Here is a 6,898-nt window from a genome sequence, read left to right as displayed (position 1 = left end):
CCCGCCCGTCCTTTTTGGACGGGCGGGACGCCCATCCCACTTTCAAGAGTGGAAGTTATTTAATTCTCATTCCTTACGCTCTTGTGGGGAGTAGGGGTTGAGCAGGAACTCCCGCCATCAAGCTTAAATTTAAAGGCAAAATAGCTTATGGGGTAACAACCCAGAATATTTTTGGCCTAAACTGGGTTTTTTGCATAATTTCTCCACAAAAAAGGGAGAAAAGCCGTTTTCTTTTCCCCCAAGTTTTCCTTCTGCCTCAAGCGCGAGCTCAAAACTATTCCAAATTCGAGTCCGGGTAGTGATTGCGAATTTGTTCGGCTTCGGGACAATCGTCAGAAACTAGGGGTTCGCAGTTAGTTCGGGATACCGAAGCCAACTTCTGGGATACAGCTCCAATACTTTCAAGACGCACCATTTCTTCCCATGAGCTGATTTCGTCTTCTTCGTCGGTTTCGTAGCGCAGCGTGACTAGATCCCCTTCAATATCTAGGATACGAGCGCGCTCTATCCAACGTTGCTGATCTCGAAGAAAAATAGAAACCTCACGACCATCACAACAGAGTTGATAGATTTTGCGCTGTAGCATTTGTCAGTTCTCCTGCGCAGTGTAACTTGCTTAAAATATGGTCTGTTTACCGTAACGTACTTTGGGTTTTACATCGGAAGGCACAGCCGTATGGACTGGCCAGTTTCACGTTTTCCGCAACTTTTGTACCGATGGGAGTTACCAAATTTGATTTTACCACCAAATCTATCGAGTACGCCATTTATCCAATTACAGGTTTTCCAGTCAGTGGCATCCCTCGTGAGAGGCATTTGCCAGCATAGATCCGAGCATTAGGACTTGACGACGGCACGCGATTAACAGCGACAATAACAACAGACTCTGCCTCAAAAATCTCGCTCTCTTTTGCCTCAAGTCCCCCAGAAACAAGAGTGTTTCGACGTTTGTTCGATCGCCCACTAACGCCGTCAAGGCTCAATCTCAAATCTCAAATCTCGAAGCGAAAGCTCTAAAGCGACACTCAAACAGCCACAATAAAAACAGACTCTGCCTCAGAAATCTTCCTCTCTTCTGCCTCAAGTCCCCCAGAAACCTCTTGTTGCGACGTTTGTTCGATAGTCCACTAACCCCTTTGAACTCAATCTAAAATCTAAAATCTAAAATCTAAAATCGATTGTTCGATCGCCCGCTAACGCCGTCAAGGCTCAATCTCAAATCTCAAATCTCGAAGCGAAAGCTCTAAAGCGACACTCAAACAGCGACAATAAAAACAGACTCTGCCTCAGATATCTCGCTCTCTTATGCCTCAACTCCCCCAGAAACAAGAGTGTTTGCAGGTTATTTCTAGCCCCCAGTACCCCCTATGAACTCAATCTAAAATCTCAAATCTAAAATTTAAAATCGATTGTTCGATCGCCCGCTAACGCCGTCAAGGCTCAATCTCAAATCTCAAATCTCCAAGCGAAAGCTCTAAAGCGACACTCAAACAGCGACAATAAAAACAGACTCTGCCTCAGATATCTCCCTCTTTTCTGCCTCAAGTCCCCCAGAAACAAGAGTGTTCGGAGGTTATTTCTAGCCCCCAGTACCCTATGTGAACTCAATCTCAAATCTCAAATCTCAAATCTCAAATCGATTGTTCGGAGTGTGATAAAAATCACTGACAGCAGGCAGCCCCTAAATGTAGAAAATGGTGGCGGCCAACAACTAGCTTCAAAACGGGCAGCGGAACCTGTGGCGGTTAAGCTAAAAGAATTGCGGTTCCGTTCAAAACAAATTGGAGTCATCGCTCGTGCGTATTAAGGAGGCTAATTGATGGTGTACGCAGAAAATTGGTCGCAGCCGTCTATCTTGGAGCTAGCGCGATCGGGCAACTTTCAAGCCCTGAATTACTGGATTGACAGCTTGCTGCGCCCCGAAGGGATTTATGCCCGCGTCGAACAGGCTCAGGCCGGCTGCGTCCAAATCATCGTAGAATTCCAGCGCGAATTTGCGCCAGATACTACCTTACTGGGGAGCACTATCCGGGAAGGCTTAGTCAAATTTATTTGCCACCAACTCTGGAGACTAAACTCGCCAGCAGTACAAGGAGTGCGAATTCACGCGCGCTTGGCTGGGGATGCAGACATTCTCTGGAAACAGTCAGTGCGAATTGTGACTCCGGCAAACCGCCAGCGGCGGCGTTACCGTTCCCTACCGGTCGTCGATTGGGTTAAATTTAAAACGTATCGTTCTCTGCTGCTAGTGGGATCGGCACTTGCCTCATTTATTTTAGGGTGTTGGGTCAGCTACCACGAAGCTCTGACCCTGCAGTTAGGATCTCCAGTATCCGGCTACCAGCAAACTGCTGGAATTTCGGGGCCGCCTCCAAAACGTGCGGATACGGTGCAAGCAGCCTTAGAAGTAATACCAGTAGTACAGCAAAAGCAAGTTGCTAATCCTTACGACCCAACAGTAACGCTGATGTTCGGAGGAAATGTGAATCTATCGGATGCGCTTGGAGCATCTGCTGCCAACGATCACCAATGGGCTTTCGCCAATATGGACGAGTATCGGCAAGCAGATGTGGCGATGGTTAACCTAGAAAACTCCCTGACTCGCTCTACATTGGGCTCTGGCAAAAAACAATTAAATTTTAAAGCCGATCCCGAATCGGTGAAAGTATTAACAGCCGGAGGAGTAGATATTGTCAATCTGGCAAATAGCCGCGCTATGGATTACGAGGAACCGGGGCTGGTGGAGACTATGAATACTCTAGATAATAGTGGGATTCAACACCTGGGGGCCGGCAGAGATATTAAAGAAGCGAGGCGTCCAGATATTATTGAAGTTAAGGGTCAGCGGATTGCCTACCTCGGTTATTACGATGCCGAGCTTAACGTCGCCGACCAAGGGAAAGCCGGCACTAACCCCCGCCGCAACAATCGCGTGGCCGAGGATATTCGAGCTCTTAGGGGTCAGGTAGACTGGATTATTGTTAATTACCACTGGGGAGTCGAATTGGCAGATTATCCGGGGGACTGGCAGATTGATTTGGCTCGGTTCACGATCGACCAAGGAGCTGATTTGGTAGTGGGACACCATCCCCAGGTACTGCAAGGTGCAGAAATTTATAAGGGCCGCCCGATAGTTTACTCGCTGGGTAATTTTATATTCGGCCCGAATGCTCGCAGGGATTACGATACCGCCGTCCTGAAAGTATCGCTCAAAGACAGGAATATGAAGGTAGAGTTTCTGCCTGTGGAGGTGAAAAAGTTTCAGCCGAAGGTGGTGAAGGGAGCCGCAGCAGATCGCATCCTCAAACGCGTCGAGCAAATTTCTAGTATTTTCGATCGACCGATGCCATCTTCTGTAGTTCTCGAAGCCCTAGTCCAGCCAGGATCGGCATCAAAAACTCCAAATTCGACCTTGCCAGGAGCAGCCAAGAGCGGTACATACCAGCCCGGGCGAGGTTCCGGGGGAGCCTCCGGTGAAAGCAATCAGCAAGGCCCCGGACAACCCAAACCTACTTTGATTTTGCCGGCTTTGCCGGCTGCGCCCCAACAGCCGGACAACTCCTCATTTTTCCCGAACGGGACGGGGCCTGCAATTGAATCAAACCCACCTCCGAATCAAAATTTGCCACCGCGCATCTACCCCACTCAACCTCAAAATCCCAGCCGGGAACCAGATCCCTTTACAAAAGAGCCATTCATCAAAGAACCGTTTATTTCGCCCCCATCTCCCAATCAAGGAGCAGTGCCGAGTCCCCAAAGCTATCTTCCCCCCAATCGGGCTGTATCTTTTGAAGTCGCACTCAAAGGGCAGCCGACCTCAGCGATCGTTCCAGCTACCAGCAGCAACCGCTCCAAGCAGCGGATCGCCCTGCCCCCTATAGCTAGGAGCATTGGTTAGCCGGTGGGGGCCGGAGCGAGGATGCAGGGGAGGATAGGGGCGGTAATGGGTGAACATCAACTTACTAGCGACCAATTATTAACGATCGATTTACTGACAACCAATGATCAATGACCTACTACCGATGACAAATGTGTTTGCGATCGCGCTCAAGCAAAAGCAGTACAAAACCTATATCCTCTCCGACGAAACCGCTAACTCTACTCTAGAAGTTGTGCCGGAACGGGGCGGTATTGCCACTAGCTGGCTGGTTGAAGGCAAAGAAATCTTCTATTTGGACGCGGAACGGTTCGCCAATCCCGATCTAACTGTACGTGGCGGGATTCCCATCCTGTTTCCCATCTGCAGCAATCTCCCCGACAATACTTACACCCACAAGGGAGTGGAGCGTAAGCTCAAACAGCACGGCTTTGCTCGCGACTTGCCTTGGAAAATAGGCGAACAAGTTACGGAGGGTTGCGCCGCTCTTACGCTGATTCTCAATAGCAGCGACAAGACGCTGGCTGTTTATCCCTTTGATTTCCAACTAGCCTTCACTTATCAGATTAAAGGCAATTCTTTGGAAATTTTTCAGCGATACACCAATCTGTCTGCCGAACCCATGCCGTTTTCTAGTGGTTTGCACCCCTACTTTTTGGCGACGGACAAATCTAAGCTCCGCTTTGAGATTCCGGGGATGCAGTACAGAGATCAGAACACCCACCAAAAGGGTTATTTCACCGGGGTTTTTGACCCGACGCTGGATGAAATTGATGTTTCCTTTGACGAGCTCACTGGTCTTGCTGCTACTGTCACTGACGCGGCGAGCGGCTTGCGGCTGACCGTCAGTTACAACTCCAGCTATGGGAAGTTGGTTTTCTGGATGGTGAAGGGCAAGGATTTTTACTGTTTGGAACCTTGGACTGCTCCTCGAAATGCCCTCAACACTGGCGAACACTTGATTTATTTGCCCCCCGGCGCGACTTGCGAGATGCTGGTTCGCATGACTGCAAATTTTATTTAAAAAACACTTGCTATTTCAAATGAGGGGTGCTACTATTAGAAATTGTGTGCGGTAACAATGTTTTCGCGGGTCGCTAGCTCAGCGGTAGAGCATTCGGCTTTTAACCGATTGGTCTCGGGTTCAAATCCCGGGCGACCCATAAAAAATTTGTGAGTTAAAAATTTTGAGTTTTGAGCTGAATGCTCGGAACTCAAAATTTTGTTTTTTGAACTTTTTAGTAAATCTGGAAAGATAGTGCGCGATCGGTCGCAAATTGTCTTAATATTATCGTAAGAATTGAGCTTGTCCAAAATTCACTGCCCAAAAATCACAAATAATTAGGAGGAATATCTATGGCGCTTGTACCTATGCGATTGCTGCTCGACCACGCGGCTGAAAATGGTTACGGCCTACCGGCTTACAACGTCAACAACATGGAGCAAATCCAAGCGATCATGCGCGCTGCTGACGAAACCAACAGCCCTGTGATTCTGCAAGCTTCTCGCGGCGCTCGCTCCTACGCTGGCGAAAATTTCCTGCGCCACTTGATTTTGGCAGCAGTTGAAACCTATCCTCACATTCCCATTTCCATGCACCAAGACCACGGCAATGCCCCCGGCACTTGCTATTCTGCCATGCGCCAAGGTTTCACCAGCGTGATGATGGACGGTTCTCTGGAAGCGGATGCTAAGACTCCCGCCAGCTACGAGTACAACGTTCAAGTTACTCGCGATGTGGTGAATGTTGCTCATTCGATCGGCGTTAGCGTTGAAGGCGAACTGGGTTGCTTGGGTTCTCTGGAAACAGGGATGGGCGAAGCAGAAGACGGCCACGGCTTTGAAGGTGCGCTTTCTCACGATCAGTTGCTGACAGATCCTGAACAAGCTGTGGATTTCGTTGAGCAAACCGGCGTTGATGCTCTAGCAGTTGCGATCGGCACTTCTCACGGCGCTTACAAGTTCACTCGCAAGCCGACTGGCGAAATTTTGGCAATCAGCCGCATTGAAGAAATTCACCGCCGCTTGCCGAATACTCACTTGGTAATGCACGGTTCATCTTCTGTGCCCCAAGAATTGTTGGAAATCATCAACAGCAACGGCGGCAAAATCCGCGAAACCTACGGCGTACCTGTGGAAGAAATCCAAAAGGGCATCAAGTGCGGCGTTCGCAAGATCAATATCGATACTGACAACCGTTTGGCGATTACTGCTGCGGTGCGCGAAGCTTTGTTTGCCAAGCCCGATGAGTTTGATCCCCGCCACTTCTTGAAGCCGTCGATCAAGTATATGCAGAAGGTTTGTAGCGATCGCTATAATTCTTTCGGTTGCGCCGGTCACGGTACAAAGATTAAGCAAGTATCTTTGGACGATTTTGCAGCTAAGTATGCTAAAGGCGAATTGAGCTCTTCTGCTAAGAAGACTGTGGCTGTTTAAGAATTTTAGGTTTTAGATTTTAGATTTGTCTGAAGTCTAAAGTTATGATTGCCGGGTAGCTTTGAAGTTGCCCGGTTTTTGTTTTTGGAACTTTATCAAAAATTGGGTTGAAAACCCCATCCTTTTAGGACGACTTTTTCTGGCCCTTAGTATATTTTCTATTATGACAGCGAGAAGAGAGTTTAAATTCTATTACGGAGAAAAGTGAATGGCAACTTATATCGAACTGAGGTTAATATTAAGTAAGCAAAAGAGGAGGATGTAATTCATGAATACTGATTTGTTTCGCAAGATTACTCAAACACTCAAACAGCAATTTCCGAAAGCTAATGATGAATTTCTGATGCAACAAGCGCGTGAGATGTATGAATCTGAAATGCAACGAAGGTCAACGCTTTCTAAAGTGGAAAAGTTAAAAGCTGAATTTCAAGACAAACTTCCTTGAGAATTTCACTGGGATAAATCGTCCGATCGTGACGCTGAAGACACCATATTTACTGTCATTGTGTAAGGCTCGCGAATTAAATAACTTACAATTTTAATTGTTATTGTGGGATGGGCGTCCCGCCCGTCCAAAAAGGACGG

The 6,898-nt window shown here is 48.0% G+C and carries 6 protein-coding genes and 1 tRNA gene; 6 read left to right on the top strand and 1 reads right to left on the bottom strand.

Annotated features, from left to right (window positions below; all coding sequences use genetic code 11):
- Positions 1-274: 274 nt before the first annotated feature.
- Positions 275-586, bottom strand: a complete 312-nt coding sequence (locus tag QT992_RS32665) for a DUF6679 family protein (protein ID WP_006633466.1) — start codon at positions 584-586, stop codon at positions 275-277.
- Between the two features lie 1,065 nt (positions 587-1,651).
- Here QT992_RS32665 and QT992_RS32660 point away from each other — a divergent pair.
- From QT992_RS32660 to QT992_RS32635, 6 genes are all read left to right on the top strand, one after another.
- Complete coding sequence (locus QT992_RS32660; protein WP_158307982.1) at positions 1,652-1,807, top strand: hypothetical protein; 156 nt, start codon at positions 1,652-1,654, stop codon at positions 1,805-1,807.
- A gap of 12 nt (positions 1,808-1,819) precedes the next feature.
- Positions 1,820-3,898, top strand: coding sequence for a CapA family protein (locus QT992_RS32655; protein WP_333378681.1), 2,079 nt, complete (start codon positions 1,820-1,822; stop codon positions 3,896-3,898).
- Between the two features lie 133 nt (positions 3,899-4,031).
- Positions 4,032-4,901, top strand: a complete 870-nt coding sequence (locus QT992_RS32650) for an aldose epimerase family protein (protein ID WP_445305806.1) — start codon at positions 4,032-4,034, stop codon at positions 4,899-4,901.
- A 67-nt stretch (positions 4,902-4,968) separates the two neighbouring features.
- A tRNA-Lys gene (locus QT992_RS32645) sits at positions 4,969-5,040 on the top strand.
- 193 nt (positions 5,041-5,233) lie between these two features.
- Positions 5,234-6,313, top strand: a complete 1,080-nt coding sequence (gene fba, locus QT992_RS32640; protein ID WP_006633469.1) for a class II fructose-bisphosphate aldolase — start codon at positions 5,234-5,236, stop codon at positions 6,311-6,313.
- 268 nt (positions 6,314-6,581) lie between these two features.
- Complete coding sequence (locus tag QT992_RS32635; protein WP_333342954.1) at positions 6,582-6,758, top strand: hypothetical protein; 177 nt, start codon at positions 6,582-6,584, stop codon at positions 6,756-6,758.
- The last annotated feature ends 140 nt before the right edge of the window (positions 6,759-6,898 follow it).

The sequence above is a fragment of the Microcoleus sp. T3_D1 genome (assembly GCF_036700405.1).
Classification (GTDB): domain Bacteria; phylum Cyanobacteriota; class Cyanobacteriia; order Cyanobacteriales; family Microcoleaceae; genus Microcoleus.
The sequence above is the reverse complement of the archived record's forward strand: the minus strand, read 5'-3'. Positions and strand labels throughout refer to the sequence as shown.